Source organism: Amycolatopsis sp. DG1A-15b, assembly GCF_030285645.1.
Taxonomy (GTDB): domain Bacteria; phylum Actinomycetota; class Actinomycetes; order Mycobacteriales; family Pseudonocardiaceae; genus Amycolatopsis.
Genome location: NZ_CP127296.1, coordinates 2,869,060 through 2,894,896, shown reverse-complemented (window position 1 = coordinate 2,894,896; position 25,837 = coordinate 2,869,060). Strand labels below are relative to the sequence as shown.

The following is a 25,837-nucleotide window of genomic DNA, read 5'->3' as shown; positions in this document are numbered from 1 at the left end:
CCTTGGTGAGGTAGCCCGTCCGGGCCGTGAGCGCTGCGGTTAGCCCCAGCCGGTCCGCCGTGGAGTTTCAGACCAGCCGAGGTGAGGGAAGCGCACCCCCGCGCGGCCGCGCGGAGGACATTCTGGTTCTGGTGGGCGATTCCGGCGTCATATCGCTGTCCCGTCCCGATCGCAGGGATCGATGTGGAGGGAAACCGAGGACGGCGCCCGCTCTGCCGCCGGCGCGCGAAATACTCTCAGTACTCCGGCTTCTACACCCGCGGCCGGGTGAGATTGCCGGTCTGGCCGGCTGCGGCGATCCGGACATCGTCGGCGATTCCGGGGTCAGGTGCGGTCGAGGCGGGGATGGAGCACCTCACGCAGGAGCAGCAGGAGGGCGGCGGCGACCGGGATGGCGACGAGGGCGCCGATGACACCGAGCAGAGCACCGCCGACGATCACCGCGACGACCGTGACCAGGGCCGGGATCTTCACCGCGCCTCCGATGATCCGGGGGACCAGGAGGTAGTCCTCGAGGAGTCGGTAGACGACGAAGAAGCCGATCGTGGCCAGGAAGACGGGCAGGGACACCGTCAGGGCGACGAGGCTGACGAGTACGCCGCCGACGACGGAGCCGACGACGGGGATGAGGTCGAGGATGGCGACAGTGATGGCGAGCAGGGCGGGGTAGGGGATGTCGAAGATCAGCAGCCAGAGCAGCGTGAGTACGCCGGCGATGACGGAGATCGCCAGGTTACCCAGGACGTAGCCGCCGACCTTGGTGAAGATCTCGTCCCCGAGGAGGATGGCCCGGGGCCGGCGTGAGCGCGGGAGCAGGCGGTAGGCGCCGGCGCGGATACGGGGCAGGTCCGCGACGAAGTACACGGTCAGCACGACGGCGATGAGCACGTTGGCCAGTGCGCTGAACACGGCTTGGCCCGCGCCCAGCAGGCCGCTGCCCAGTGCGGATCCGCTGACCAGGCTTTCGACCTGTTGCTGCAGGTGGAACCGCTCGTTGAGACGGCCCAGCAGGGTGCTGTGGTCCTGGGCTTCGCGCAGGTAGGCGGGTGCTTTGGCGATGAACTGGCTCGCCTGCTCGACCACGACCGGGATGGCGGCGGTGAGGAATCCGCCGACGGCGAGCAACCCGGCGACGAAGACGGTCGTCACGGCGAGCCAGCGGGGAAAGCGGTGCCGGGTCAGCCACGCCACCGCGGGTTCGAGTCCGATGGCGAGGAACAGGGCGAGGCCGATGAGGACGAGGACGTCTTGGAGGCCGACGATGATCCGGACGAGCCCGTAGGTGACCGCGACGCCGGCGGCGGCTGTCATGCCGATCAGGAACGGTGAGCGCCGGTTGAGCGGTTTGCCTCTGGCGCCCAAGGGTTGTGCGGTGGTGCTGAGTTCGGCTGCGGTTGCTTCGTCGTCGGCGAAGCCGCTCGGATGAGATGAGTTTTCCGGTGGAACCGGCGTTTCGGGCGCGGGCACGGGCAACCTCCTGGGAACCGGCTGCGCCGGGCGGGGCTGGACCGGCACGGTCGCCGGAGGCTGCCGGCTCAACCGTCCTCCATCCAACCATTCCGGAACCGGGTTCGCGACGCTCGGGCTTGCCGCAGGATCACGATGTTCCGTTGTTGTACCGCCGGGCGTCGACCACCTTGTGCGCCGCGGCTCCGTCGACGAAGGCGGTAAACTTGTCGGCGTCGTGCCGGTGACGCGACACCGCGCGCAGCACGCGGAACAGGACTACGAGGCGCGATCCCACCCCCCACCTGTTCGGGGGCGCCGACTCGGTGGTTCGCCAGCCTGCGGCGCGGTAACGCCGATGACCTCCTTGTCGTCAACCCAGGACACCGAGGGCGAGGGGCTGCCGTCGGCGATGACGGGACTCGGATGCTCTGGGGTCCGAACTCGGGCAGACCGGCGAGGGTGCCGGTCCGTGGCGAGCGTGGATCCGGTCGGTGAACGTGACCCGCCAGGTCCCGACGGTGAACGCGATCTGCCGTCGCGGCGGGTGGGGGCCTTGGCCCGCTGGCGCGATACGGTCCGGGTCCCCGGCCGTCATTGTCTCTCCTCGTACGCTGGTGCGCTCCACGCGTGGCATGGAGCTGCAGACGTGCCGAGGTCTGGGCCGGTCCGGACAGTCTAGGCGCTTTGCGCGATTTACCAGCAAGAATCCCCCGTACGAGGACCCAGGGTCGGCGGGCCGGGATCGGGACGGCTTGCCGCGCGGCTGATTCCCGGCACGGCGGAAGTCCGTGCCGGCTCGGGTGCGGAGCATCTGATCTGCAACAGCCGTCGTGGACGGCGCCCGGTTGTTGCCTGCCGGTGGTGTCGCCTGCCACGATCATGGGATCACCGGTTTGCCACGAGCTAGGGACCGGCTCGGGCTTGGTCGGGGCCGCGTGGCTGATCGTTGCCGGTGGCTGGCTGGTTCGTCAACTCGACGGGGTGATGGCGGGTTTCTGGCGTTGCGCACGGCGAGCAGGTCTTCCTCCGGTGTGGCCACAACTTCCTCGGTGTAGGCGAAGCCGGCGCGCTCGAGCATGTCATCCACGAACTCGCGCGCGCCTGGCTACACGAGCGCACCGGTGCTGGCCCGACACCATCAACCCGCACCTGCTGATCACCCCATCCGTCGCCTACGCCACCCCACCGGGGTCGATCGCGGCCACCACCATCAATTCGTGCTGCGTCTGGTCTGGATTCCCTCGCTCGTCACACCCCAGCCCCGTGGCGTGCCTGCGCGACTGCAGTCTGGTCGACTTCCGGGTCGAAGGGCCAGTGTCGTTCTTTCGTCGGGCGGCGGTCCGCCGGGCAGGGAGCTCGACCTGAGCGACCGCTGACCACGGCCTATGGCGATGTCGTTCGAACGGTCATCCGCTCGCCGGGCTTTCCGAAGATGCTGAGGATCTCCGCGGGTTCGTCGCCGGTGCTGCCGAACCAGTGCGGCACTGTGGTGCCGAAGGAGGCGACCTCGCCTGGCTCGAGCACCCAGTTTTGGTCGCCGAGGACCAACTGGATGTGCCCGGACAGGACGTAGAGCCATTCGTGGCCGTCATGTGCCCGCGGCTGCGGGGTGGCGTTGCCGGTCGGGATGACGATCTTCCAGGCCTGCATCCCGTCCGGCTGCCGGGTCAGCGGGATCACGATCCGGCCCTTGACCTGGCTGGGCTTGAGCCGCAGGCGCGGATCGCCCTCCTCGGGCGCGGCGACGAGCTCGTCCAGCGGCACCCGGTAGGCGTGCGACAGCGCGAGGAGCAGTTCCAGGGTGGGCCGCCGCTGTCCGTTCTCGAGCCGCGACAGTGTGCTCTTCGAGATGCCGGTCGCCTTCGCGACTCCGGTGAGGGTCATCCGGCGTTGGGTACGGATGCGCTTGAGCCGGACCCCGACCTGGTCGAGCGCAGCGGCGATGTCGGCGGCGGTGTCCTCCACGCGACCGATCTGACTCCCTTTTCCCACAAACGGCAACGTTGGTAGGCGAACGGGCCGCACGGCTCCAGCCTTGGGGCATGAGTCGATGCGACGTCGTGATCATCGGCGGTGGCGCCGCGGGCCTGTCAGCCGCGTTGGTGCTGCCGCGGGCCCGCCGCCGGGTCCTCGTGGTGGACGCCGGAACGCCGCCGGTGACCGCAACGGGGGCTACCAGCACCACCCTGACCCACCTGGAGGGGCGCCTGACGCCCGCCACGAGCGGAGGGACCGGTGACGACATGCCCGCACACCTCGCACCCACCGATGAAGGAGAACGCCATGCTCGCTGACCGGACCGTCGTCGCGACCGCTGTCGACAACGAGCTGTCCACGCGCCGTCTGAACGTCATGCGTATCGGCTACGCATTCATGGGGGTGGGGCTGGTGATCGTCAAGTGGCCGATTCTCCTCCAGGGCGCCGCCTCGTCCCTCCCGGTGTTCGAAGGGGTGGTCGCCTGCCTGCTGACAGCGATGTCGCTGCTGGCGTTCCTCGGGCTCAGGTACCCGGTCCGGACGCTGCCGATCCTGCTGTTCGAGGTGGCCTGGAAGGTCATCTGGCTCGCTGCCGTGGCCCTTCCCCACCTGATCGCCGGCGACCTGGACGCCGCGACGGGCGCGATCCTGTTCAACTGTTCCTTCGTCGTCGTGATCGTCGCCGTCATCCCATGGCGATACGCATGGAGGACCTACGCCCGCACGTCCGGGGACGCGTGGCGTTGACCGGTCACGTGGTAGGGGCCGCCAGGCGGGTCGGGCATCACAGCCAGGCGCGTCAAGGGGGACTGAGTCTTGCCGGGACCACAAGAGTCTCCATCATTCGAGGGTCGGACCCGGTGACCTGCGGAAAGTCTCAATTCCTCACGGGCGGGAGAGTCAACTTGAGTTGACGGCTGGTCGGCCCTGTGGCGCAGCAGGGGAGTGTCCGGCGCCCGCCTGTAGCGATGCCGGCGCGGGGAAGTGAGGCCGGTACGGACCGCTCGTTGTGATGGGAGCTGTACGTACGTCGCCTGGCGCGATAATGATCGCTGAACCGGATCACTGCAGGCAATGATTCCCCTTGCTGTATAACGCCCTATACGGCCGGTGATCTTAAGATCCATATTCACGTCGTCTATTCTTCTACAACCACACAAGAAATAGCTCCGACGCTGGACAACGCCCAGGCTCTCCGTGGCCGCTGGCGGGGGATGATCACGCTCGATCGGCGCGACGGGGAGCGGTTGCATGGGCCGGCCGCGGCGACATCGCCCGACACAACAGAGCTGGTCGATCTCGGCCACTTCAAGTGGATTAACGACACCTATGGAACTCCGGCGGGCGACGACGTCCTCCGAACGGTTGCGCAAGCCTTCGACGAAATGACTCGGCCGAGCGACTTGGTCCGCCGTGGGCGGGCGGCCGGCAGCGTAGCGACGCGCACCGACAAACCCGGCTCGCGACAGGTCCGTAACCCGGGAGTCCCGGTTCCACCAGGGCAGATCCGGTTACCAGGGCGACACCGCGCCCGGGGCACCTCCACGGTCTGACTTGCAGAGCGGGGCTGGCGCTGCGGTCAAACTGAACTTGGTCGTCAATTCACGGGCGGCCAGACGATTCTGTTGAGCAACTCGGTCTCGGTGAGCAGGTAGAGCGCGGCGTCGCCGTGCTGGGAGTCGACGACCGCGGCCTGCTTGCCGATCGGTCGCAGGCCCAGCTCTTCGAGTTGGCTGGCGGTGCGCAGGAACGGCGGGCTTGGCCGGCGCGATAGCAGGGCAGTCCGGTCGCGGACCATTCGTACGGCGTCGTCATCGGCATTTTTCCTTCCTGCCTCCGGCGCGCCCCGACTTGCTCGAGTACAGCGCGGCCGCACGCCGTCACCGACCTTGACGCGCCGCCGGAGCGACGAGCGGGGGTAGGACGACCTGGTTGCCGCAGACCAGCCCGGGCCTGCGCTTGCCGCAGGCCCGGGCCACGGTGGTCAACGTGACCGACGAACCTGGCTCACGAAACCGCCGAAGCGGCCGCATCGATCGTTCCCCGGCGCAACCAGCCTCCACTTCCACCCGCAGCCTGATCGCGGTGTGCACACCCACCACTCCCGGTGCGGCCAGCATCGGTGCTCCGTCGAGCCGGCGCGCCCAGTTCCCCGCGGGTTGCCGGCCGGGCGACCTCGGGATCACGGTCGCGAAAGAAGTCGCGCGGCCATTGCCCGGGGCGCGGCCGCGCCTTCAGCTGTGGTTGGGGTGGTGAGGGTGGCCCAGACGACCTTGCCGCCCGACCAGCGGCGGCTGCTGCCCCACGCCTTCGCGGTGTGGGCGACGATCCGTAGCCCGAGGCCGGGATCGCGCAGGTCGGCCCGCTCGACCAACATAGCGGGCCGGGGACTGCTGTCGGCCACCGCGATCGTGAGCAAGCCCCGGCGAAGATCGAGGTGCACATCGGGGGCGGACATAGTGTGCTGGATCGCGTTGGAGACGAGCTCGCCCACGATCAGAGTGCCGTCGTAGACCAGGTCCGATACGCCCCAGTCGGCCAGATGTTCACGGAGAAATGCACGGGCGAGTTCTGCCGGGTTTTCCCTACCGCGGGGGAACACGTGCTGGGCCCATCGGCGGATCGGGACCGTCTGGTGGCGTTCCGCCGATTCGACATCGCCGTACACCGCGACGAACCGGTCGGCGCCGTAGCGGCGGAAGGTGTCCAGGTGCCGAGCGCCGACGGGTGACCAGGGAGAACGGGATGCCGGGCCAACGGCCGATCCGCCGGGCGACCAGGGGGAACACGGCAGTGGGTGCCAGCCCGCTGAGGACCAGCCCGTCGATGTCGGCGATCAGCCCGGGCGGACTGTCGGCGGCGACCTTCAGCAGCCCGTCACGCAGGAATCCATAGCCGCGAAGGTCGAGTTCCCCGGTGACGGTGACCAGGGTGCTGGCGAGCCGGGGTGAGGGCTCCAAGGTGATTCCGGCGGCGATCACGGTGCCCGGTTCACGGTTCCTCGTGACAGGTGCGCGGCTTCCATCACTGGCCGGATGTAGTTGCCGGACTTGTGCCGATCGAGGGCCCTCCCACTCAGCGGGAGCGCGGTCCGCACCTGGCCCAGCGTGTGCTGGGCCGGGCACATGTGGTGAGCCTCTGAGCAGCTTCGTTCCGCTGAGCAGGAGTCACCCGGACTACCCGATCACCGGAACCCTAGCGTTCGACGGAGCCATCGGCCCAGCACAGAGACGGGGATCGCCGAACGATGGGTACCGAGGCGGATGCCACAACGCCGGTTCCGGCCGCACACGACACCTTCACCGACATCCTCCGCTCGCTCGCTGCCGACCCGAAGCGCGGATTGGTCTTCGGCGATCAGGAGTGGACCTGGGCCGAGCTCGTCCAGGAGGCTGCGGACCGCGCCGCGTTCTTCGCGTCGCTCCGCAAGCCCGCCGGCCGGCAGTTCCACGTCGGGCTTCTGCTGGACAACGTGCCGGACTACGTCCACTGGGCCGGGGTCGCGGGGCTCGGTGGTGCGGTCATCGTCGGCATCAACTCGATCCGCAGTGCGAGCGAGATCGCCGTCGACGTCCGGCACGCGGACGTCGACCTGATCATCACCGAGCCTCGTCTTCGTCACCTCGTGGCCGGGCAGGACTGCGGCGTCGCCCGTGACCGGATCCTCGACGTGGACACGAGCGCGTACCAGGACCTGCTCGCAGTGTGGCGGGGTGCCAAGCTCCCCACGACGCGCCCTGAACCGGGCGACCTGGTCGCGCTCATGTTCAGCTTCGGATCCACCGGATCACCGAAGGCCGTGATCCTCACCCAAGGACGGCTCGCGCGGCTCACGCCCGTTCTCACGACGCGGATCGAGCTGAGCCGGGAGACGACGACCTACCTGTGCATGCCCCTGTTCCACGGCAGTTCGCTGATGATGAACCTCGTGCCGGCCATCGCGACCGTCGGCATGGTGCGCAAGTTCTCCACCAGCCGGTTCAGCGGCGACGTCCACCGGTTCGGAGCCACGTACGTCAACTACGTCGGCCGCGCGCTGTCCTATGTGCTAGCCAACCCCGAAGATCCCCGCGATCGCACCGGAACACTCGGACTCGGTTTCGGCACCGAGGTCTCGGAGGCCGATGTGCGCCGCTTCGGTGAGCGGTTCGGCTGCCAGGTGATCGAGGGGAGGCGCCGACAAGCTGTTCCGCTGGGCCACCAATGCCCGCTGAGTAAAGCAGATGGGGAGGGTGGCGCGAAGGTTGCGGCGGTCTGCTGCCGCCACTAAGCCGACGGCTGACTGCGCTGAACGGGTTACCGTTGCTCGAACACGTGATCGATCACCCGGTTGGCGGTTCCGATTATGCTTGAAGATCGCCGAAACTCGCTTGGCAGTGGTTGTGGGGCGCCGGGGACGCATGTCGACCGGACCAGGGGGCTTCGGATCTTGAGAGCGGGCCGCGGCGCCTCTTTGTGGCCTGAGCGGCCACCGCGCGCTCAACTGTGGCCTGAACGGTGCATTATTGTCATCGCTGGTTTGGGGGGAATATGGGCGAGGGAGCCTTTGGTATAGGCGGGCGCCTAACCAGGCGTAGTTTCACCCTTCTTGCTTCGGTCTCGGGTTTGACTTTCTTGGGTGCGGCGTCTGCAGAAGCAGGTACGCCCTTGAATGCCGCCGAGGAGAAAGCGGTGCTTTCGCTGGCGGCTGTGGTCGCTACCGTTCCGGTCCCTTTCCCTGTCTTCGGTGATGCGACCGCTTCGGCGGCTATGGCGACGAAAGGGCGGCTCGATGCAGCCGTCGGCCGTCTCTCGGCCCTGCGCTTGGACTCGGTGCGAGCGGGCCTGCGAGAGATCGCTCCCCGGGTCATCGGCGGTGGTCACCATGAGACTGTCGTCAATGTGGCAGTCGCCGCCCGCTCCCGGGGGGCCGACGTTCTCAAGGCACCATTGGCGCTCGCGATCGCGACGTTGTCGGCGAAGTTCGATCCCAGTGCGGATTCGGCTGCCGAGCTCTGGCTGTCGTTCGCCGAGCGGTACGCCAGAAGAACTGTGGGATGAGCGGTATCGAAGAGGGCGTCGGCCGGTTCGTAGCCGACGTCCGGTTCGTCTTGGCCGACATTGTGACCTCCCTGGCGCCGGAGTTGCGGGACTGTGCTCAGGACCTCACCGCGCATTCCGGCAAGAACTTTCGTGCTCGCCTGCTCTACCTCTGCGCGAGGTTCGGACGTCCGAGCCGCCGGCGGCTGGTTCGATCGGGAGCGCTCGTCGAATTGCTGCACGTAGCATCCTTGATGCACGACGACGTCATCGACCGAGCTGCGACCAGGCGAGGCCGTCCGACTGCGCATGCCGTAGCCGGCAACGAAGTCGCCGTGCTGACCGGGGTGGGATGCCTGGCACTGGTCGGGCAGGAGGCCGCCGCTCTCGGGTCCGCCGTGAGCCGGCTGATGAGCGACGCGACCGCCGACCTCGCCTACGGCGAGCTGCTCGACATCGAGCGTGCGTTCGACACCGGTCTGAGCGATGAGGATTACCTCAGCCTGGTGGCGCACAAGACGGGGACGTTGTTCAAGCTGGCAGCCGTGGTCGGCGCCCAGGAAGCGGGCGTTCAGCCCGATGATGTCGTTCGGCTCGCCGCGTTCGGGGAGCAGGTCGGCGTCGCGTTCCAGATCGCGGACGACTGCCTGGACCTCTGGGCGTCAGCGACGGGAAAGCCGCGTGGAACCGATCACTTGCTGGGGCTGTTCGGCCTGCCCACCCTCTATGCCCTGCGAGCCGGAAGCCCTGGATTGAAGGAACTCCTGCTTTCGCCGCGACTCGGGCTCGAAGACCTCGAAACAGTCGGTGAGCTGGTGAGGCACTCGGACGGCATCGATCGGGCGATGGCCGTGGCTCGTGCCCACCGTGACCGTGCGCGCCTGACTCTCGGACCACTGGCGCATGGTGAGCTGGGCGCTGCTCTTGTCGGGCTGAGCGAGGACATGTGACCAGTCTGACGGGGGTCGCTGTTATCGGTGCGGGCGTCGCCGGCGCGATTTGTGCGCACGAGATCACCCGAATGGGCGTGCCGGTCACCTTGATCGGCCCGCCCGCGGCGGACAGAGACTTCGACGTGTTGTTGCCCGCGGGATTTCCGGTCCTGGGGATTGGCGAGACCGACGTGGGAAGCTACACGGTGAGCTTCGGGCCGGATCGTTTCGTTCGCTGGACAAGGCCGGGCTTCTCGTTTTGCCGCGGCGATGACCTCGAGCAGGCTCTGATCTGCCGGGCCGTCGACTCGGGTGCACGCCACGTGCGGGGGACGGTCGAGGAGATCGAGCCTGACGACGGCCGGTGGCATCTGACGGTTTCGGCCGGCGAGGAGAGCGAGCTGCTGGCCGTCGATGACTTCGTGTTGGCGACCGGAGCGGGCGCAGGACCGTACTCGGCCGAGGTCACCGGAGTTGCCTGCGCCCAGGTCTTCGCGGGGCTCGAAGCAGAAGGACCCATGCTCCATGTGGCCGCTCCCGACAACACGAACGCGCGCAGTGCACCCTGGTCGATCAGGGTGGTGCCGTCCGCGAACGGCGCGACCGCGACGATCTCGGTCACGTCCCTGTCTCTCGAACCCGCCGCGGACTTGTTCGAGAGAGCGTTGAAGGAACTCGAGGCGGTGCATGCACGCTACGGCCGGCTCGAACCCGTCGGCGCCCGTCGGGTGTATGCGATAAACGGGACATTCGACCCGCAAGCGTCGGGGGAAGGGCCGGGACTCCGGATCGGGTCCGCCGCAGGTCTGATCAACCCGTTCAGCGGTGACGGGATCAGCCACGCGCTGAGCAGCGCCCGTCTTGCCGCTGAGGCGATCTCTGGTGGACCCGGGGCGGGAACCCGTTACGCGCGGTCTCTGTCGAGGACCTTCGTCGGCCAGATGGGCACTGCCGAGCATGCCGCACGCCGCTACCACCTCGCGTGGCGGATGCTTTCGCACACCGCGAGCCAGGATAACCCTTTCTTCGCCAAGGGCAGGCGCGCGGCGCTCCTTCCCGGCGGGTTCGGTGACCTCGCCCCGCCGTTGAGTCTCGGCGGCGGCAATCGGGTCGATCCCTTCGTCGCGGCCTGTTCCGAGGTACTGATGACCTGCGTTCGGCCGCACTGGCCGTTCCTCGCGTCGCTCGTGGCCGCGCAAGAGGGGACGAACAGGCAAGAATTCCGGCCCTCGGCGCTCCTCGCTGCCGCCGTCATCGCCTGCGGTGCACGGCCGGAGGCGAGCTGGGCACCGATCGCCGCGGCCATGGAACTGGCCGCGCTCGGGATGCTCGCCCTGACTGCCACCGGCCCGACGATCTCCCCCGGGACACCAGGCGTCGATTGGTCGTCGGCCACGGCGATCCTGGCCGGTGACTTCCTGCTGGCGAAGGGCGCACAGCTGATCGCCCGGCACGCTACCGAACTCTCCGCCCCGTTCTCCGGCTGGATGGAGGAACTCGTCGAGCAGCGAGTCCGGGCGGTCACCGGACACGACGACGCGCCCGCGCAGTTCTTCGGAGCGCTCTTCGAGTTCCCGGCGCGCATCGGTGCGGGCCTCGCCGATGCGGACGACCGGATGTCCGAACGGTTGCGGACGGTCGGTCACGAATGCGGGCGGGCGTTCCTGTACTCCGAGGACGTCCTCGCCCTGGACGGTGCGCCGACGAGGATGGACACCACGCTCGAGGGCCTGCGCGCCGCGCGGTTGTCCAGCCTGCCCGCACACATCGAGGCGTCCGAACACGAGGTGCTCCGTGGCAGCCGCGCGCGCAGTGCGGCCGCGGCCTATGAGCGTGCAATGGCTCTGCTCAGGGAAAACGGCGATCGCCGGGCGACCGCGCTCCTGGCAGGAATTCTCCACTCGATAGCGGAACCGGCTCTCGCCGGAAGGGAACAACAATGATCGCACGCCGTTTTGCGGCTTTGGGTTCAGCCGTCCTCGGAGCACTGTTCGTGCTCACCCCGCCGTCCGCTGTGGCGGGCACAATCGCGCTACCGACGCTCTCGTCCGAAGCGAAACAGGCCATCAGCCACCTGCCCTCTGCTCACGCCAGGTCTCGCGCCGCGAAGTACCCTGCTCCGGACCTGACCGGAGACCGGATACCCGACGTCCTCACGGTCGCGACGGACACCTCACTGGCGGCGCACGCGGGAACCGGTGCGGTCGGCGGGTCCGGCGCGTTCGCCGCCGGAACGGGCGTGGGAAGCATCCCTTCCGATCGCCGGTACGTCGGGCAGGCCGATTTCACCGGTGACGGCTACAACGACATCATGAGCCTCAGCACCGGCGGTTCGCTCTACCTCGCACAGCACAGCGGGACCGTGAACGGAGCCGCCACCTTCCGGCCCGAGAAGAACATCGCCAACGGGTGGCAGAGCGCTTCGCTGATCCTCGCCACGGATTTCCTGGGTAAAGACCGGAACAATCCCACGGAACTCGACGGCCTGGCCGACATCCTCTTCCGCGTGCCGACCGACAACGGGATCTACCTCTACGTCAACCAGGGGCTAGACAGCAACGGCAACCTCACCTTCTTCAGCTGGGGCAAGCTGCTCAACGACACCCAGGCCGTCACCAGCATGGCCGCCGCCGACGTCACAGCAGACGGCTTCCCCGATCTCTACACGACCTTCACCGACGGAAGTGCCCGGCTCCTCGACTTCTTCGCGGAGCAGGACTCCAGCGGCAACTGGATCGCCAAGTGGTACACGATCACGGCCACGGGCGCCGACGTCTACGACACGCGCCTGCTGACCGACGTCAACGACGACGGCTTCCCCGACCTGGTCACCCGCACCAAGGCGACGGGTGAGCTGGACGTGGCTCTGCACACGAGGAACTGGAATCCGGCCGCGCCGTCGGCCGTCTTCGACACCACGAACCGGAAGGTGCTCGCCACGGGCTGGGGCACTTACCGGATCGTCACCTGACCACTGACCGACCGACTGGGGAGGAACCGTGCTGGACGACGCTCGCACGCTGGAACACCTGGAGCGCGGGAAATCGAGCATCATCGGCAGCTTCTGGGACAGCAGGAACATCACGTCCGTCGGGATCAGTACCCGGGTCCGGGCCGGAGAACGAACGGACCAGCCGGCTGTGCGGGTGGGAGTCGTCAAGAAGAGGAAACCGGCTCAGGTCCGGTCCGACGAGATGCTTCCCTCGACAATCGACATCGACGGGACCACGTATGCGGTGGACGTCGTGGAAGTCGGCGAGGCGATCGCGTACAACTTCCCGCCCGACTGGACTTTCACCGAGATCGAACGGCCGCTGCGCCCCGGTATTCAGATCGGGAATCCCGGCAACACCATCGCAGGTGGTGGCTGGTTCTACGGCACGCTCGGTTGTTTCGTCCGTGACAACGGACGGGTGGCCATCATGTCGAACGCGCACGTCCTGGTCGACTGGGCGTCGAACACCGCCAAGGACATCACCCAGCCCACGCCGATCGATGACGGCACCGGACACCCCAGCAACGTCGTCGCGACCCTCGAGCGGATCGTGCACTACAACGGAAGCGTGCTCGCGCGCAACATCGCCGACGTGAGCACCGCGGTGCTCAACAACGCCTCGGCCGGGACGTACACGGAAGACCCGGTCGGCCAGTTAATGCCGGCGCCATCCCCGCAGCACAAGGCAGTCGGGTTGTTCTTCGCGGGCAACCCGCACTGCTCCGCGGGATGGATCTGCAAGATCCACAACTGCCTCTCGGCGCTGGGGCCCGGCGTGGAGATGCTGACGCCGGGGTCGGCGCTCGTCGCGGGCGAGTACCGGTACCAGGACAAGATCGAAAAGGTCGGCGCGCGCAGTGGCTATTCGTCCACCCGCATCGACGACATCTCCGCGACGCTCAAGATGACGACCGAGGACGGGCGGAAGATCAACTTCGTGGACTGCATCGGGACCGGGAGAATGGGCTGGCCGGGCGATTCCGGATCCCTCGTGTGCCTCGGCGGTACCGGCTACGACTGGGTGCCGCTGGACAATCCCAACGGGGAGTGCACGATCCTCGGTGCGGTCGGCGCCATGTACGACCTCCCCGTCTCTTCGGAAGTGGCCTACGCGGACCGCATCCGCGACGAGTTCCTGTCCCTCACCGAACTGGGCAGTCTCCTGATCGACCTGTTCTACCTCAATGCCGATACCGTGACCTCACGCAGTGCCCAATCGCCGACCAATGACTACGAGAAAGCAGGCGCACGCAGTCTTTACGACAAGTACTACGGGTTCGTCAAGGGTGTGCTCGACAACCCGCGCGATCCCTCGAACGTCGTCAAGCAGGAGCACCTTGACGACACGGCGCAGGCGATCAACGGCGCTGCCCTGCACATGACGACCGAAGAGTCGCAGGCACTCGCCGACATCTACAACCAGGTGATCAAGAAGACCTTGGGGATGAACTACGACCAGATCCTGGCCTACATGAACGACCGTGCGGTCTACGACTACGTGCTGAACCGGCTGAAGACCGTGCCCACCATCGTGACCCAGGGAGTGATAAGGGGGTGAACGACCAGGCAGATCACGGTTTCAACCCCTCCCCACAGGGAAAGCCGTCCGACGAAGATCGGACTTGGCTGGAGAACCTGGTGATCGGCGACCCCGCCCTCGACGGCGGCGGCTTCATGATGGAGGATCATCAGTGGGTGATCTGGCTCATGACAGCGGACCCGGCGGCGGAAACGGCCCAGCCGCGGGAACTGCGTGGTTACCCGGTGCGCTTTCGGCGTGGGCCCGCGCGGTGGATGAGAGACGGTGTTGACGAGAGGTAGCCGACGGCTCGTTCTGGTGGCGTGTCTCCTGGCCGGTGCCCTGTGCGGCTGCGAGGCCCGTGGCATCGATCCGGCCGTCCCGGCGCGTCCGATGCAGCTGCTGGGTTCGAAAGCCGGGTTCGCCGTCGATCCGTCGAGCCCGGCGGCCGCGTGGGTGCGGAACAACCCCGGATCACCGGCCACGGCCACGGTCGAACAGCGCATCGCCCGAGTTCCCGCCGCTCATCGGGTGGCGGTCGTGGAAAAAGAGGTGGCGGACGACATCCGGCCCTACCTCGACGCGGCGGCCGGCAGCCGCGCTCAGGCACTGCTGTTCGCCGACGCCGATCGCGGGGCCGGTTGTCCGGCGTCGTCCGGCTCCTACCGCAGCTGGAGCAGTGCGCTCGCGGCCGCGGTGGGGGAGCAGGATGTGATCATCGTGCTCCGCGTAGCCGCGTCCGAACCGGGCGGCAGGGAATGCTCAACCGATCCGCGGCCGCAGGTGACCGAGAACGTCGTCGCGAGCTTGCGCGCCAGTGCCCGGAACGCCCGGGTCATCCTGGATGTCAGTGACCTGGCCGCGCAGTCCGTGCCGGCGGTGCAGCAATTCCTGGACCGCATGGCGCTCACCGGTCTCACGGGTATCGCCGTCAACGTCGGTGGGACCGCTCCTGACGCCCACATCGCCGATACGGTGTCGAAGCTACGCCGCGGTAACCTCCTGGTCGTCCAGGACTCGAGCAGAAGTGGTGGCGACGGGCCGCCAGGATGCAACTCACCGCAAGCCCGGCTCGGTCCGCAGCTGTCGCTGAGCCCCGATGCCGGCTGGGTTCAGAAAGTCTGGATCACTACCCCCGGCGTCTCCGACGGCCCGTGCGGCGCCGCCCCGGGCAGTAAAGCGGGCGAGTTCGTGCCTGAGCTTGCTGTCGCACTGACCCGGTAGTTTCTATGCCGGTGTCGGCCGGTGTGCCGCCTCCGGGGTGATGACCACGACCGGCACCGCGAGTACCGCATGCACTCGCGTCCCGCGCTGTCGATCACCAGACCCGCCAGCGCGCACCGCGGTGGGCGCCGAGCACCGTCCGTGTCTCGACCTCTGCTGTGGTTTCGATACCGAGGCCGGTGACGTGCGTCGCGACACCCGGGCCGATCACCCGCAGCAACCCCCGGTTGTGCAGCAGCACGGGCACGGGGCTGCTTGGAGTGTTCGGCGGAAGGCGCCGGGCGAGAAGATCGCCACCGTGAAGTTGACCAGGCGCACACCGCGGAGGACGACGCTTGCCGAAACGTCGGGGCCAGGTACCCACGCGACGGGAGACGTGTACCCGAACTGCGGACCGGCGGCCCCTCTGCTCTGGGCGGCCGTTTCTGTCGGTACGGGCCGATACCGTGTTCAGGAGGACTTTGTCAGCCTCGACGGACGTGGGTTCGCTGCCTTTGTGGGACTTGGGCCGCGCCTGGCTTTCGTCAGATGACGCCCAGCTCGTGCAGCTTGATCAGCAGTCCGACGAGCCCGCCGGCGCCACCGGAGCCGAGCACGATGCCGGTCAGCAGTCGGAGCACTTTGTAGGCGTCGGCGCGGCGGTCCGGGTCGTTGACGAGCACGGCCACGAAACCCGCGCAGCCGAGCAACAGCAGGAACAGTACGGCGTATCCGCCGAGGATCCAGGCGAGCACAACATCTCCACTCGACCTGACCTGGCGACCGCTGGGCTCGGCTTCCGGGTCAGGTGCTGGTGGGAGTGCTCCCGGCGCGCTGCACAAGTGAAGACGGGTGGTAAGCCCAGAACCTCAGTGCGTAAGCGCGTCAGCCATATGGAGTCAGCAACTTCAAAAAAGGTCAACGCTGCGTAACCGCGTGAGGCATTTTTTCTTACTCTACTCGCTTCGCCCTGGCGAGGAAGAGTGCACGCGAGACCTCCCTGCCTTCTGGTCTGCGGTGTGGCCGAAAGTGGCCACGAATGTGCTGTCGACGCTGGTCGTTTAGGACTGGTCGCGCTGGCACCGACGCGAGCTGCGGCGCCACTTCGCCGGCCTGGCCGCCGACCTTGCGGGCCACCAAGCTCTCGGGTCGCCGGGCGGCATCTCGCGGCCCCGAGACCTGACCACTCGAGGCTGCGGCCGTCGAGGCCGGCGAGGTAGATCGATCGGTCGGATCTGGCGATTTCGGCGATGTGAGCACCGACCAGCCTGTTGCGCCCGGTCGTCCTGGTGCTGTAGCGCACGTGGCGGTACTTCGCATAGCCGGGCCAGGACCCGGGTACCGATCCTGTAGTGCTGCTCGTCGCCGACGAGTTCCCCCGAGCGAGAAGGTCACCATGCCCTCCGTGCCGCCGCGCGTCAGCGCTCCCACGGCAGCAGTTCTCCATGAGGCTTACTACAAAATCGCCGCGGCCAGCCGAGACCATTTCGCGGTATACGACTGCGTGCGGTCGACGCTGTCCAAGATCGTGCACCTCGATTCGTTCTACGTCGGGCTCATGCAGGGGACCGGCCAAGGTCCGCTTCCCGTACGGCTTCGAGGGCGGCCAGTTCGACGACCCGGTGCTGCACTCCTTCGGCGCCAACGGTCCGACTGCCTGGCTGCTCAAGCACCGGCAGACCTACCGCTTCTCCTACGACAACGGCGCGGTGCTCAACGCCGGCGTCTCGTTCGGCGACGTCCACCGGCGCTCGGCCGACGCCGTCACCGTGCCGCTGTTCCGGCCCGCGTGCTGACCCGCCACGACGAAGACGAAACCGCGATCGCTCAGCTTGGGCTCGACGGTGAAACCGACCAGCAGGTACTCACCTCGCACCACGTCATCGAGTACCTGAGTACCGAACTCGGCCGCCCTCTGGTCAGACGGTGCCTTTCACCGGCTCGGACTTCCCGTACAACCGCTGGATCGACCTCTGCTGAGGAATAGCTTCGGGATTTGCGTCCGGTAGTCGACATCGGGTGGAGTAGCGCACTGGCCAGTCGCACCTTCGCACCGTAGGAACCGAGCGGCGACCGCAAGGCGGTCGCGCCCAACCCACTCGCCTGACTCTCGTTGCAGTATTGACTCTTGCCAGTCCGCAGTCCTTCGATCGTCTCGGCGCGGTGGTCCGGGACGGACAGACGGCCGGCGACCACCTGCCGGGCGACCCGCGGATGCTGCTTTTGCCGGCGTGGGTCAGTGCCCGTTGCTGCAGCCGGTCGCCGAGAGGGAACCATCGGACCGTATCTGGTAAGCCGTGCACGTCACCGTGGTACGGCCGAGCGAAATGAGCCCGATGTCGAGCCCGATGAGTTTCCACTGGTAGAGCGTCGCGATTTGGAAGACGTACGGCGAACCATGATCGGAAAAACCGGCGCAGGTGCTCGGCAGGTACAAGGTCGTCCCGATGAAGTCTTCGGTTCCGCTGGAACAACTGACCGCGGTGGCGGCCATGGCCGGCGGCGCCGGCGCGACGAGACCGTATCCCGTGGCGAACGCAACCGAACCGGCGGCGACGCAACGCCTGATCAATCGAGATCTGCGCATTTCCGTCTCCTCGATCAACTCGACACGACCCTGGCGCTACGGTACCCGGAGTGGGGTGTGGGGATATGGGACATCCGGGCGGAACTGCGATGATGTTCTTTTCGGCAATTTCCCGAATGTCCGAAAGCACCCGCGCCCGTCCGGGAAGTCCCGGTCCGGGTAGTCCTTGTGCTGCACGGTGACCGAATGCTGGTCCGGCAGCCAGTTGGGCACGGCGATCGTGCGGGACTCGCCTCCGGTGGCCCGGGCCACTTCGGTCACGCCGATCGCCGACGCCGCGTCGGGCAGGGCTGGCACGTAGGCGTCCAACCGCCGACCCCTGGAAGCCAGACCGCGAGCAGTTAGGACGGCGAGCGCGTACTCCACATCAGCCACGGTGGACTGCCAGATGAGCGGAACGACACCAGCTATCGGAAGGTCGTGGTGCTCGGCATCACCGGGTCCGGCAAGTCGCCCCTTGCCGAAGGTCTCGCCGCGCGGATCGGCGCTGAATACGTAGATCTGGACGGGCTCAACCACGGCCCCAACTGGACGCCACTGCCCGCGAGCAGTTCACGGCCAGGGTGACCGAGATCGGGCGGGACCGTGCTGGGTGTTCGACGGCAACTACATCGACCGGATCAGCGCGACGCTGTGGCCCAAGGCCGACCTGATCGTGTGCCTGGACTTGTGGCTCCCGGTGGTGCTCAAGCGGATCGTGGTGCGCACGGTGACCCGCATCGTGCGCCGCACCGAGTTGTTCAACGGCAACGTTGAGCGCTGGTCCGCGCTGTTCGGCAGGAACTCGCTACTGTCGTGGGCGGTAACCTCCCAGCGCCGGCACACCCGCGAACTGTTCGGCCGGCTCACGGAACTGGCTGCAACCGGGGTGGCGGTGGTGCGGCTGCGCTCCGGGCGCACGGCCGCCCAGTGGCTGGCCGACGTTCCCGCGACCGCCCAAGCCGACCGCACACCCCCCCGCAGCGGTAGTGCGGTAGCACTCGCCAGGGGCTATTGGCGGTTCGGCGACGGCGTCGACGAGTCGGCCGAGATCGACGCGGGTGAGCGGGTCGAGGTCGACGCGGGAACATTCCGCGTCCTTGTCGGGCGCGGGCAGCCGTTCTGACGGCGGTTGTCCAGCTGGCGCGGTTGGTGGGGCGGCGCCTGGTGGTGCGCCAGTGTCGAGAGCGGCTTGCGTTGATGGTCACGGAAGCTGGGCGCCGGTGTTGGACAACGGCCGATCACCTATTCGTGTCAGGGGGACTCGACGGCTATGGTCCAGGGGCGGAGCCGACACCGCGGAGCGCAGAACATCGGCAACGGTTGTCGACAGCGTCGTCGCCGACGAGAGTGCGAGCTGACGACCGCGGTCTCCCGGCACCCGCTCACCGAGCTGCACCACGCGTTGCTGGCCCGAGGGTGGATGTGGGGCATGGCCTCCGGGCGAGTTGCTCCCACCGGCTTTCAGCCCCGCGACGGGTGGGTTCGCTACGTTCCTCAAGATTGCGCAAGGCACCACCCTCGGTCCGTCGAGGGACACCTTGGTGCTGCGCCGCCACCAACGCCGGAAACACCGATCACGGGACAGGCCCTCTGCGGAACGGATTGACTTCGGAAAGCCCGGAACGGGATGTTACGTCTTGAGGTTGTGGACGGTGATTTCAGCGATTTTCCGGGTGGCGCCGCAGGGGTTGTGTTGGTAGGGGCCGGTTTCGGGTTTTTCGTGGGTGGTGGCGGTGATGTAGATGAGGGTGGTGTTGTCTGCAGCGAGGGCGAGGGTGCAGCCGAGGGGACCGTCGGCTTGTTTGCTGGGGATGTTGTCTTCGATGGCAACGATGACGGCGGGGTGGATGGTGTCCACGGTGACGGGTTCCCAGTGGTTGCCGGTGTCGTGGCCGCGGGCGTGTTCGAGGTAGAGCGTGCGGAGGCTGTTGCCGCGATTGGACAGGATGACCTTCGCGACGGGGCCGAACGCGGTGACGCATCGCCGGCCGTCGACGCTCCGGTCGCCACCGGTGAAGCCGAGACTGTTGAGCTGTTCGACGGTGACCGCTGCGCACGGGTCGGCTTGGAATCGGGCGGCGCCGGGGAGACCGGTGCCGGGGATGGGCGGGACGGACACGGGCGGGTCGGTCGGCCGCGGCGGCGGGCTGGGTGTGCACCCGGCGACCAGGCCCAGCGCGAGCAGACCAGCGACGGTGCGGGGGGTGTGTCGGCCGGTCATGGCTGGCTGGCTCCTGGCTTGACGTGCCACCGGGCCGGGTCGCTGATGACTCCGGTACTGCTGCCGACCTCGGGCAGGGCAGCGAAAGTAGTCTCGATCGTGGTCAGTTCGATTCGGTTGCCGGTCAGCTTGCCGATGTTGGTGAGCATCCCGCCGAGCAGGGTCAGGCAGTCCTGCCAGAAGGTCGCGAAGGCGGTGTTGAGTGCGTCGGCGATGTCTTTGAAGCTGATCGGCGCCAGCGGTGGCAGGACGACCGAGGTGCCGATGGCGATGCCGATCTTGCCGCCGAGCTGGTTGATGTTGATCGCGCATTTACCGATCACGACAAGCAGGTTCTTATAGGTGTCGATAATCGTTTCGGCAATGGAGGACATCGTCTTGGTCAGCGTGACCAGCGAGGCCTGGTCCTGGGCGAGGATGGATTTGGCCATGCCGGCGTAGGTGGCGAACTGGTCGGCGGCGTCGCCGTGCCACGCCGTCGAGAGCGTCAGCTGTGCGGCGTTGAGCTGGTCGACCGCGTCGGAGAGGGCGCTCTGGCTGGCGAAGGTGTCGGCCAGGTGCAGGACTTTGCCGATGTCGCCGGCGATGAAGACGCGGAGCTTGTTCAGCAGGGTGATGATGCCGTCGGCGCCGATGAATCCGGCGGCGCGCCGGATGACCGCGTCGGCGGCGTCGGGGTAGGGCAGGGCCGCCGGGTCGGAGGTGCCGGGCGGCGGTGGGGGAGCGGCGATCACCGGCTGCCTCCTTCGAGTTTCTTCAGTCGCTCGTACTCAGCGGCGTCTTGCTTCTCGTAGTAGCCGGCGGCGGTCTGCAGCGCTTGGGCGAGCTGGTGCAGGCTGTCAGCGTTCTTGGCCGTCTTCGAGCGGATCGTGTCGATGGCGCGGTTGTACTGCTCGACCGTGCCGGCGCCGTTGATGTTCGGCATCAGCTCGGTCGTGGTGCCCGGGAGTCCGAGGTCGAACTCGCCGAGCAGGGTGTCGGCCAGGTCGTGCTGGGCGAGCTTGAGGATCAGCTCGGCGGCGGTGGTGACGTTGCTTGCGGCGGTGCGGAGCGCTTCGGGGTAGACGCGGTAGCCCTTGCCGACGATGTCTCTCGGGTCGAAGGTCATGCCAGCTCCGTTTCGGCGATAGCCGCGGCGATGGTCTCGGCGCGCCGGCGTTCGGCCTGTAGTTCGGCGTCCCGGATGCCGTCCAGCAGGGCCCGGGACAGCGCGGCAGCGTTGTACTGGCGCATCTCGGCGGCGTCGAGGGTGACTGCGGTCAGTTCACCGGTGCCCGACACGGTGACCGAACCCAGCTCACCGGGCAGCTGCCACTGCAGCGGTGCCCGTTCTGCCTCCTGCGTGGTCTGGGCGACCGCAGCTGTGGCGGCGTCGATTTCGCGCGCCAGGTGGTACAGCTCGTCCTGGTAGTTCACCAGCGCCTCCGATCCTCGTCCGGCCCGCCGTCGTCTTGCAGGAAGTCCAGCTCCTCGAAGTTCTCGTACTCGACCTCCGCTCGCTTCGGCCGTTCGGCCGGGGCGGGACGGCCTGAGGTCGGTTCGTGGTTGGCGGCAGGGGTTATCGATGGGCTGACCGCGGCGCCTTCCAGCGGCGGGGCCGGCGCCGGCTGCCACACCTGGTCCTTGTCCAGCACCGCCCGCATCTTCGGGACGGCCACGGCGGAGGCCTTCTGCCTCGCTGCGACGACCGCCTCCACGACGTCGGACCCGACGACCTGCGGATGCGCCCCGCGCATCACCGATTGGCTGATCGTCAGATCGACAATCCGGCCGTGGCCGCTGACGACTGCGGTGACGGCGCCGTCGCGGCACTGCCCCGAAAACCGGGCCCGCTCCAGCTCTCCATCCAATTGGCTGGCCTGGTGCCGCATCACCTCGGCGTTGAACACCACGTCGGCATCGCCTCCCCACGCTCCCGACTCGCCCCGCGACCCATCCCGGCGATTGTTACCGCTGGTCGCCGACTGGTCGCGCCACCCGGGGCAGCGTAGCCGATTCACGCTTGCCTCGAGGGTGCGTCGACGACAGCCTCGAACGTGATCTTCACGACGCCGGAACTGCCTGTTCCCGGTTCACATGTTGTCGAGTGACATCTGAACTGGCTAAACACAAGGTGCTGACCCCCACGTAGCTCGGCGAGCGGGTTCCAGCTGATGCGGGTGCGTATCACGTACAGGATGCCTTCGAGTGCGGCGCGGTTGTCGGCACGCTTGCGGCCGGGATAGCGGAAACCTCGCGGGTGCACCGGGAGGAGCGGCTCGAGCCGCTCCCACAGCTGGTCGGTCAGAACCTCCTCACGCATACCAAGATCGGCATGGAAGGGCACCGGCCGACCGCCGCAGCCGCGCTATCCTGACCCGCCGCAGGATTTGAAGTCCCTGGCGATGGCCGCCGGGCGATCGGCGGGCCGGTGCGGCGCGCTCTGACGTCTCGCCCTGTGACGAAACTACGCTAAGTGACTGTCCTAATCAACCCCGCTCAGGGTCCTATGGCAATTCTTTCTCCATTCCAATAAGGCGAGCAGAATGGTCTCACAATGCCGGTCTGCAGATGCTGCTTTATTTGGAGTTTTGTGACGCGCGGATAGATGAATCAGCTTCACGAAAAGGGCTCGGAGAGGCTTGGTCGACTGACTCGCCTGCACTGGTCGCCAGGAACACCTGTCTGTCCACAATGGGATATCGGGGGCGTATCTGGGGCATATCGTGATCGGTCCCAATCAGTCCTCACCGGCTCTGAGCAGCCCAAACGTCGAGACGGCCGACGGGGTGCGCGCGGCCCCGATCGGGCTCCGCGGCACCCCTTCGGCCTACTCCTGAAGGCTGACGCGCCGGCGTCAGCTGGACCGGTTCGCCCACCACTGCTGGCCGGCTTCGGGCAGGGTCGCGATCGGGTCGTAGTAGGGGTAGCGCCGCTGCAACGCCTCACCACGGTCCTCGGCGTCAGCCTTATCGACGCTGGTCAGGTAGTTCTTGGTCCAGTACGAAATCCCCAGCTCCCGGTCGTACTCGGCCAGCTGGTGCACCCACCGCTTCCCGACATACGGCACGTCACAAACGATCCGCGGCGTCGCATACCCCGGCAGATACCCCATGATCGAGTGCTGCAGTTCCTGCGCCTCATGAACCGAAACCCGCCAGTGCTCGGCGTTCGGGATCATGTCGCACATGTAGAAGTAGTACGGCAGGATGTTCGCTTCCCCTTGCAGAGCAAAGCAAAGGTCCAGCAGAGCCGCCGGCGTCGCGTTGACCCCGCGCATCAGCACGCCCTGGTTGCGCACGTCCCGCACCCCGACGTTCAGCGCCGTCTGGGCTGCCTCCGCCACCAGGGGGGTCACCGACTGGGCGTGGTTGACGTGCGTGTGGATCGCCAGGTTGACGCCGCGGCGCTGGGCGGTGACCGCCACTCGCTCGAGGCCTTCGACCACCTTCGGCTGGAGCCAGTGCTGGGGCAGGGCCGCGAGGGCCTTCGTCGCCAGGCGGATGTCTCGGACCGTTTCGATGTCCATCAGGCGCATCAGGAACGACTCCAGCTGCGGCCACGGCACGTTGGCCACGTCGCCGCCGGAGACCACGACGTCGCGGACGCCCGGGGTCTTCTTCAGGTACGCGATCATCGCGTCCTGGCGGTCGACCGGTTTGAGCGTCAGCTTGTGCTTCTCGACCGTCTCCGTCGAATTGCCGACCAGATCCATGCGGGTGCAGTGGCCGCAGTACTGGGGGCAGGTCGAGATCATCTCGGCCAGTACCTTCGTCGGGTAGCGGTGGGTGAGGCCCTCCACGACCCACATCTCCGCCTCGTGCAGCGAGTCGCGCTCGGAATGCGGGTGGCTCGGCCACGTGGCGTCACGGTCACTGCGGACCGGGAGCATGTAGCGGCGGATCGGGTCGGCGTAGAACGCCTCGGTCACCTTCGCCGGGTCGGTGCCCGCGGTCGGGGCCATCGTGTTGAGCATCTGCGGAGGCAGCAGCATCGACATCGTCGCCAGCTCGCGCTGGTCGGCGAGCAGGTCGTCGTAGAAGCGCTCCTCCAGCAGGTCGCCCATCAGGGCGCGCAGCTGCTTGACGTTGCGGACGCAGTGCACCCGCTGCCACTGCGCGTCGCGCCACTCGGCCTCGGTCACGTCGTGCCAGCCAGGAAAGCGGCGCCAGTCGGGTTCCACCAGCTCGGCGCGGGCGTACTCGTAGGGCTGGTCGAAGGCGGCGGCAGGCGTCACAGGTTCCTGGATCGCAGTCACTTGTACTCCTAGTCGTCGGGAACGCGTTAAAATATCCTGTCATAACGTTCTCACGGAGTAAATCTTCCTGCTTGCCGGGTCGCCGTCCCCCACCTGGACGAAGCAGGCAGACTCAGGGGCGTGACGGACGAACACACGACGCTCCTGCTCGGCGGGCGCATCTACACCCCCGCCGGCCCCGACGCCACGGCGATGGCGGTCACCGGCGGCACCGTGGTCTGGGTCGGGCAGGACGCCCCGGCCCGCGCCCTGCACCCGAACGCCGAGATCGTCGACCTCCAGGGCACCTTCGTCGCCCCCGCGTTCGTCGACGCGCACGTCCACGCCACCGCCACCGGACTGCACCTGACCGGCCTCGACCTCACCGGCGTCCGCGGCCGCGCCGACCTGCTGGCCCGCGTGCGCGACGCCGTCAGCCCCGGGCGGGTCCTGCTCGCCCACGGCTGGGACGAGACGACCTGGACCGACCCGCGCCTGCCCGGCCGCGCCGAGCTCGACGCCGCCGCCGGGGGCGCGCCCGTCTACCTCAGCCGCGTCGACGTCCACTCTGCGCTCGTCTCCACCGCCCTCGTCGAGCTGGCCCCGACCGCCCGCGACGCCGACGGCTGGTCGCCCGACGGCCCGCTGACCCGCGCCGCCCACCACGCCGTCCGCGCGGCCGTGCGCGCCGCCATCACGCCCGAGCAGCGCGAACGCGCCCAGCGGGCGTTCCTCACCGAGGCCGCGGAACAGGGCATCGTGAGCGTCCACGAATGCGCCGGCCCCGACATCTCCGGCCGCGACGACCTCGCCGCCCTCCTCGCCCTCTCCGGGCCCGGCACACCGGAGGTCGTCGGGTACTGGGGCGAGCTCGGCGCCGTCGAAACCGCGCGGGAACTCGGGGCCCGTGGCCTGGCCGGCGACCTGTTCGTCGACGGCGCCCTCGGCTCGCACACCGCCGCCCTCACCCGGCCCTACGCCGACCACCCCGGCGAAGGAACGCTCTACCTCGACGCCCACCGCATCGCCGGGCACCTCACCGCCTGCACCGAAGCCGGGCTGCAGGCCGGCTTCCACGTCATCGGCGACGCCGCGGTGGCCGAAGTCGTCGAAGGCTTCCGGCTGGCGGAGAAGGAGGTCGGCCAGCGCGCGCTGGCCGCCTGCCACCACCGGCTCGAACACCTGGAGATGGTCACCGCCGAGCAGGCCAAGCAGCTGGCCGCGTGGGGTGTGGTCGCCTCGGCGCAACCGCTGTTCGACGCGCTCTGGGGCGGCCCGGAGGGCATGTACGCCGAACGTCTCGGCGCGGACCGCGCGGCCGGCCTCAACCCCTTCTCGGCGCTGGCCGCCGAAGGCGTGCTGCTCGCCTTCGGCTCCGACGCGCCGGTGACACCGCTCGACCCGTGGGCGAGCGTCCGCGCCGCGGCCTACCACCGGACGCCGGGTGCCGGCCTGTCGCCGCGGGCGGCGTTCACCGCCCACACCCGGGCCGGGCACCGCGCGGCCGGCGTCAACGACGGCGTCACCGGCAGCCTCGTCCCGGGCGCGCCGGCGCACTACGCGATCTGGGACGCCACCGACCTCGTCGTGGCCACCCCGGACAGCCGCGTGCAGCGCTGGTCCACCGATCCGCGGGCCGGCGTGCCGCCGCTGCCCCGGCTCGAACCGGACGCCGCCCTCCCGCGGTGCCTGCGCACGGTCCGCGCGGGTGACGTCCTCCACGACACGATCTCCTAG

The 25,837-nt window shown here is 68.0% G+C and carries 29 protein-coding genes and 1 pseudogene; 14 read left to right on the top strand and 16 right to left on the bottom strand.

Translation table 11 applies throughout. The features are described from left to right. Positions 1 to 324: 324 nt before the first annotated feature. The 3 genes from QRY02_RS13155 to QRY02_RS13145 all read right to left on the bottom strand — a co-directional run bounded on the left by QRY02_RS13155 (position 325) and on the right by QRY02_RS13145 (position 3,414). Positions 325 to 1,311, bottom strand: a complete 987-nt coding sequence (locus tag QRY02_RS13155; protein ID WP_285991818.1) for an AI-2E family transporter — start codon at positions 1,309 to 1,311, stop codon at positions 325 to 327. Between the two features lie 286 nt (positions 1,312 to 1,597). Next, complete coding sequence (locus tag QRY02_RS13150; RefSeq protein ID WP_285991817.1) at positions 1,598 to 1,744, bottom strand: hypothetical protein; 147 nt, start codon at positions 1,742 to 1,744, stop codon at positions 1,598 to 1,600. A gap of 1,088 nt (positions 1,745 to 2,832) precedes the next feature. Beyond that, the gene (locus tag QRY02_RS13145) at positions 2,833 to 3,414 is read right to left on the bottom strand and encodes a helix-turn-helix domain-containing protein (protein ID WP_285991816.1); all 582 of its coding nucleotides are present in this window, start codon (positions 3,412 to 3,414) and stop codon (positions 2,833 to 2,835) included. A gap of 77 nt (positions 3,415 to 3,491) precedes the next feature. Here QRY02_RS13145 and QRY02_RS13140 point away from each other — a divergent pair, with 77 nt between their 5' ends. The 3 genes and pseudogenes from QRY02_RS13140 to QRY02_RS48835 all read left to right on the top strand — a co-directional run. After that, positions 3,492 to 3,743: an FAD-dependent oxidoreductase gene (locus tag QRY02_RS13140; protein WP_285991815.1), complete on the top strand. Its 252-nt coding sequence runs from the start codon at positions 3,492 to 3,494 to the stop codon at positions 3,741 to 3,743. Continuing rightward, positions 3,733 to 4,173, top strand: coding sequence for a hypothetical protein (locus tag QRY02_RS13135; protein WP_285991814.1), 441 nt, complete (start codon positions 3,733 to 3,735; stop codon positions 4,171 to 4,173). Before QRY02_RS13140 ends, QRY02_RS13135 begins: the two co-directional genes overlap by 11 nt. Before the next feature lie 542 nt (positions 4,174 to 4,715). Further along, positions 4,716 to 4,841: pseudogene (locus QRY02_RS48835) on the top strand (diguanylate cyclase domain-containing protein); the annotation flags it as partial. A gap of 182 nt (positions 4,842 to 5,023) precedes the next feature. On the opposite strand, the gene QRY02_RS13125 reads toward QRY02_RS48835, so the two are convergent. Continuing rightward, the gene (locus QRY02_RS13125; RefSeq protein WP_285991813.1) at positions 5,024 to 5,224 is read right to left on the bottom strand and encodes a hypothetical protein; all 201 of its coding nucleotides are present in this window, start codon (positions 5,222 to 5,224) and stop codon (positions 5,024 to 5,026) included. Positions 5,225 to 5,608: 384 nt separating this feature from the next. Further along, the gene (locus tag QRY02_RS13120) at positions 5,609 to 6,094 is read right to left on the bottom strand and encodes an ATP-binding protein (protein ID WP_285991812.1); all 486 of its coding nucleotides are present in this window, start codon (positions 6,092 to 6,094) and stop codon (positions 5,609 to 5,611) included. A gap of 579 nt (positions 6,095 to 6,673) precedes the next feature. On the opposite strand from QRY02_RS13120, the gene QRY02_RS13115 reads away from it, so the two are divergent. The 8 genes from QRY02_RS13115 (at position 6,674) to QRY02_RS13080 (ending at position 15,115) form a co-directional block, all read left to right on the top strand. After that, positions 6,674 to 7,696 (top strand): AMP-binding protein, encoded by a 1,023-nt coding sequence (locus tag QRY02_RS13115; protein ID WP_285991811.1) that lies wholly within the window; start codon positions 6,674 to 6,676, stop codon positions 7,694 to 7,696. A gap of 377 nt (positions 7,697 to 8,073) precedes the next feature. Then, positions 8,074 to 8,466 (top strand): hypothetical protein, encoded by a 393-nt coding sequence (locus QRY02_RS13110; RefSeq protein WP_285991810.1) that lies wholly within the window; start codon positions 8,074 to 8,076, stop codon positions 8,464 to 8,466. After that, positions 8,463 to 9,395: a polyprenyl synthetase family protein gene (locus QRY02_RS13105; protein WP_285991809.1), complete on the top strand. Its 933-nt coding sequence runs from the start codon at positions 8,463 to 8,465 to the stop codon at positions 9,393 to 9,395. Before QRY02_RS13110 ends, QRY02_RS13105 begins: the two co-directional genes overlap by 4 nt. Beyond that, positions 9,392 to 11,320 carry an FAD-dependent oxidoreductase gene (locus QRY02_RS13100; protein WP_285991808.1) on the top strand — a complete coding sequence of 643 codons (1,929 nt, stop codon included), beginning with the start codon at positions 9,392 to 9,394 and terminating at the stop codon, positions 11,318 to 11,320. The genes QRY02_RS13105 and QRY02_RS13100 overlap by 4 nt, the downstream gene beginning before the upstream one ends. Next, positions 11,317 to 12,348 carry an FG-GAP repeat domain-containing protein gene (locus QRY02_RS13095; RefSeq protein ID WP_285991807.1) on the top strand — a complete coding sequence of 344 codons (1,032 nt, stop codon included), beginning with the start codon at positions 11,317 to 11,319 and terminating at the stop codon, positions 12,346 to 12,348. The genes QRY02_RS13100 and QRY02_RS13095 overlap by 4 nt, the downstream gene beginning before the upstream one ends. A 28-nt stretch (positions 12,349 to 12,376) precedes the next feature. Next, positions 12,377 to 13,930, top strand: coding sequence for a hypothetical protein (locus tag QRY02_RS13090; RefSeq protein ID WP_285991806.1), 1,554 nt, complete (start codon positions 12,377 to 12,379; stop codon positions 13,928 to 13,930). Continuing rightward, a complete protein-coding gene (locus tag QRY02_RS13085; RefSeq protein WP_285991805.1) occupies positions 13,927 to 14,193 on the top strand; it encodes a hypothetical protein in 267 nt (88 codons plus the stop codon). Before QRY02_RS13090 ends, QRY02_RS13085 begins: the two co-directional genes overlap by 4 nt. Positions 14,194 to 14,284: 91 nt before the next feature. Then, complete coding sequence (locus QRY02_RS13080; RefSeq protein ID WP_285991804.1) at positions 14,285 to 15,115, top strand: hypothetical protein; 831 nt, start codon at positions 14,285 to 14,287, stop codon at positions 15,113 to 15,115. Positions 15,116 to 15,209: 94 nt separating this feature from the next. Here QRY02_RS13080 and QRY02_RS13075 read toward each other — a convergent pair whose 3' ends face one another. After that, on the bottom strand, positions 15,210 to 15,362 hold the full coding sequence (locus QRY02_RS13075; protein ID WP_285991803.1) for a hypothetical protein: 153 nt from the start codon (positions 15,360 to 15,362) through the stop codon (positions 15,210 to 15,212). Positions 15,363 to 15,639: 277 nt separating this feature from the next. Beyond that, positions 15,640 to 15,849, bottom strand: a complete 210-nt coding sequence (locus tag QRY02_RS13070; protein WP_285991802.1) for a hypothetical protein — start codon at positions 15,847 to 15,849, stop codon at positions 15,640 to 15,642. Between the two features lie 867 nt (positions 15,850 to 16,716). Here QRY02_RS13070 and QRY02_RS13065 point away from each other — a divergent pair. Then, the gene (locus tag QRY02_RS13065; RefSeq protein ID WP_285991801.1) at positions 16,717 to 16,890 is read left to right on the top strand and encodes a hypothetical protein; all 174 of its coding nucleotides are present in this window, start codon (positions 16,717 to 16,719) and stop codon (positions 16,888 to 16,890) included. A 440-nt stretch (positions 16,891 to 17,330) separates the two neighbouring features. Here QRY02_RS13065 and QRY02_RS13060 read toward each other — a convergent pair whose 3' ends face one another. Together QRY02_RS13060 and QRY02_RS13055 are read right to left on the bottom strand one after the other, a co-directional pair. Then, positions 17,331 to 17,699 (bottom strand): hypothetical protein, encoded by a 369-nt coding sequence (locus QRY02_RS13060; protein WP_285991800.1) that lies wholly within the window; start codon positions 17,697 to 17,699, stop codon positions 17,331 to 17,333. Between the two features lie 18 nt (positions 17,700 to 17,717). Continuing rightward, positions 17,718 to 18,200 carry a hypothetical protein gene (locus tag QRY02_RS13055; RefSeq protein ID WP_285991799.1) on the bottom strand — a complete coding sequence of 161 codons (483 nt, stop codon included), beginning with the start codon at positions 18,198 to 18,200 and terminating at the stop codon, positions 17,718 to 17,720. 73 nt (positions 18,201 to 18,273) lie between these two features. Here QRY02_RS13055 and QRY02_RS13050 point away from each other — a divergent pair, with 73 nt between their 5' ends. Further along, on the top strand, positions 18,274 to 18,786 hold the full coding sequence (locus tag QRY02_RS13050) for a hypothetical protein (protein WP_285991798.1): 513 nt from the start codon (positions 18,274 to 18,276) through the stop codon (positions 18,784 to 18,786). A 507-nt stretch (positions 18,787 to 19,293) separates the two neighbouring features. Here the strand turns inward: QRY02_RS13050 and QRY02_RS13045 are convergent. From QRY02_RS13045 to QRY02_RS13015, 7 genes are all read right to left on the bottom strand, one after another. Next, positions 19,294 to 19,884 carry a DUF3558 family protein gene (locus tag QRY02_RS13045; protein ID WP_285993829.1) on the bottom strand — a complete coding sequence of 197 codons (591 nt, stop codon included), beginning with the start codon at positions 19,882 to 19,884 and terminating at the stop codon, positions 19,294 to 19,296. Beyond that, positions 19,881 to 20,618: a WXG100 family type VII secretion target gene (locus tag QRY02_RS13040; RefSeq protein WP_285991797.1), complete on the bottom strand. Its 738-nt coding sequence runs from the start codon at positions 20,616 to 20,618 to the stop codon at positions 19,881 to 19,883. The genes QRY02_RS13045 and QRY02_RS13040 overlap by 4 nt, the downstream gene beginning before the upstream one ends. After that, on the bottom strand, positions 20,615 to 20,992 hold the full coding sequence (locus QRY02_RS13035) for a hypothetical protein (protein WP_285991796.1): 378 nt from the start codon (positions 20,990 to 20,992) through the stop codon (positions 20,615 to 20,617). Before QRY02_RS13035 ends, QRY02_RS13040 begins: the two co-directional genes overlap by 4 nt. Beyond that, positions 20,989 to 21,300, bottom strand: a complete 312-nt coding sequence (locus QRY02_RS13030) for a YbaB/EbfC family nucleoid-associated protein (RefSeq protein WP_285991795.1) — start codon at positions 21,298 to 21,300, stop codon at positions 20,989 to 20,991. The genes QRY02_RS13035 and QRY02_RS13030 overlap by 4 nt, the downstream gene beginning before the upstream one ends. After that, positions 21,297 to 21,776 carry a YbaB/EbfC family nucleoid-associated protein gene (locus tag QRY02_RS13025; protein WP_285991794.1) on the bottom strand — a complete coding sequence of 160 codons (480 nt, stop codon included), beginning with the start codon at positions 21,774 to 21,776 and terminating at the stop codon, positions 21,297 to 21,299. The genes QRY02_RS13030 and QRY02_RS13025 overlap by 4 nt, the downstream gene beginning before the upstream one ends. 104 nt (positions 21,777 to 21,880) lie before the next feature. After that, positions 21,881 to 22,186, bottom strand: coding sequence for a transposase (locus tag QRY02_RS13020; RefSeq protein WP_502874252.1), 306 nt, complete (start codon positions 22,184 to 22,186; stop codon positions 21,881 to 21,883). A 534-nt stretch (positions 22,187 to 22,720) separates the two neighbouring features. Continuing rightward, the gene (locus tag QRY02_RS13015; RefSeq protein ID WP_285991792.1) at positions 22,721 to 24,121 is read right to left on the bottom strand and encodes a KamA family radical SAM protein; all 1,401 of its coding nucleotides are present in this window, start codon (positions 24,119 to 24,121) and stop codon (positions 22,721 to 22,723) included. Positions 24,122 to 24,241: 120 nt separating this feature from the next. Between QRY02_RS13015 and QRY02_RS13010 the strand changes: the two genes are divergently transcribed. Next, positions 24,242 to 25,837 (top strand): amidohydrolase, encoded by a 1,596-nt coding sequence (locus QRY02_RS13010; protein WP_285991791.1) that lies wholly within the window; start codon positions 24,242 to 24,244, stop codon positions 25,835 to 25,837.

What these genes read in the sequence shown, in the direction of transcription:
- QRY02_RS13140 (WP_285991815.1), top strand. Translation starts at nt 3,492, where the DNA reads ATGAGTCGATGCGACGTCGTGATCATCGGCGGTGGCGCCGCGGGCCTG.
- QRY02_RS13095 (WP_285991807.1), top strand. Translation starts at nt 11,317, where the DNA reads ATGATCGCACGCCGTTTTGCGGCTTTGGGTTCAGCCGTCCTCGGAGCA.
- QRY02_RS13080 (WP_285991804.1), top strand. Translation starts at nt 14,285, where the DNA reads ATGCAGCTGCTGGGTTCGAAAGCCGGGTTCGCCGTCGATCCGTCGAGC.
- QRY02_RS13045 (WP_285993829.1), bottom strand. Translation starts at nt 19,884, where the DNA reads ATGACCGGCCGACACACCCCCCGCACCGTCGCTGGTCTGCTCGCGCTG.
- QRY02_RS13020 (WP_502874252.1), bottom strand. Translation starts at nt 22,186, where the DNA reads ATGCGTGAGGAGGTTCTGACCGACCAGCTGTGGGAGCGGCTCGAGCCG.
- QRY02_RS13035 (WP_285991796.1), bottom strand. Translation starts at nt 20,992, where the DNA reads ATGACCTTCGACCCGAGAGACATCGTCGGCAAGGGCTACCGCGTCTAC.
- QRY02_RS13155 (WP_285991818.1), bottom strand. Translation starts at nt 1,311, where the DNA reads ATGACAGCCGCCGCCGGCGTCGCGGTCACCTACGGGCTCGTCCGGATC.
- QRY02_RS13125 (WP_285991813.1), bottom strand. Translation starts at nt 5,224, where the DNA reads ATGGTCCGCGACCGGACTGCCCTGCTATCGCGCCGGCCAAGCCCGCCG.
- QRY02_RS13105 (WP_285991809.1), top strand. Translation starts at nt 8,463, where the DNA reads ATGAGCGGTATCGAAGAGGGCGTCGGCCGGTTCGTAGCCGACGTCCGG.
- QRY02_RS13115 (WP_285991811.1), top strand. Translation starts at nt 6,674, where the DNA reads ATGGGTACCGAGGCGGATGCCACAACGCCGGTTCCGGCCGCACACGAC.
- QRY02_RS13135 (WP_285991814.1), top strand. Translation starts at nt 3,733, where the DNA reads ATGCTCGCTGACCGGACCGTCGTCGCGACCGCTGTCGACAACGAGCTG.